This is a genomic window from Tessaracoccus rhinocerotis, from assembly GCF_007197885.1.
GTDB lineage: Bacteria > Actinomycetota > Actinomycetes > Propionibacteriales > Propionibacteriaceae > Arachnia > Arachnia rhinocerotis.
The window spans coordinates 1-992 of the sequence record NZ_VKKG01000014.1 but is presented as its reverse complement, the minus strand read 5'-3'; the positions used below and the strand labels follow the sequence as shown (position 1 = coordinate 992).

The window sequence follows — 992 nt, the reverse complement described above, 5'->3', positions numbered from 1 at the left end:
AAGACAAAATAACAATAAAGAGTTATATGAAATGGCTAAGTATTCTGGTAAAGATAGTGATTATTTAATAAATCAAAAAGTATTTGATGCATTCTATAAATCACTTAAAGGTAAACAAATATTAGTTTATTCAGGATTGTTTAAAGAAGCACGTAAAAAATTGAAAGATGGCGATTTAGATTATCTTAAAGAAATTGATCCAACAGAATATGTATATCAGATTTTTTACATGTGGAATCAAAAAGAATATTTGGCAAGCGAAATTTTTGATTTAACGGATGAAGAAAAACGAGAAGTGAATCAAAAAATGATAAATGAAATTGAAGAAGAAAAATAAAAAAACAAAACGCTACTCGAAAAAAGAGTGAGCGTTTTTTGTTTTGTTAGAAAAAATTAAAGATGTTTTTCTGAAAAAGGTTTGAGATTTTGAAATGAAAAATATGAGGGTATACAGGTGTAATATTGCAACTATTGCCATTCAAGAGCATAAGGGAATCCTGCATCAAATTGGTACGTTTCACGTACCAATATAATGCAAAAGTATTGATTTGACAGTGTCAAATAGGATTCCTAAATGTGATGTAAAAATTTATGCAAACGTACGTAAAACGTACCCGATAAGTACGTAAAAAGTACCATAAAATCTCAATACGTACGTAAAAAGTACTCAAAACGTACCCAAAACGTACGTGAAACGTACCAATTTTTTAGTACGTATCGGGTACGTTGAAAATCTTGTTTTGTCTATACTAATTGATAAATGATTTTTTTCTTACGCTTTCTGAAATCATTTTACGTTTAGAAATAAATTCTAAAGTGATTTATAGCCTCTCTGTTGAACGAAAAAAATTTTAGGTGTTTTTTATACGTGGAATAATAAAATGTCCTAGAAAGGGCTTAAAATGCAAAATAAAAAGACTACTCATTTTTTGAGTAGCCAGGGAATTGTTTTTGATATATTAAATGAAAGGAGTAATACATTAATCATATCA

The 992-nt window shown here is 28.0% G+C and carries 1 protein-coding gene; it reads left to right on the top strand.

Annotated elements, in window-relative coordinates; all coding sequences use genetic code 11:
• Positions 1–337 (top strand): protein rep (locus FOJ82_RS15920; RefSeq protein ID WP_185975856.1); only part of this gene is annotated, 337 nt, incomplete at its 5' end.
• Positions 338–992 lie beyond the last annotated feature (655 nt).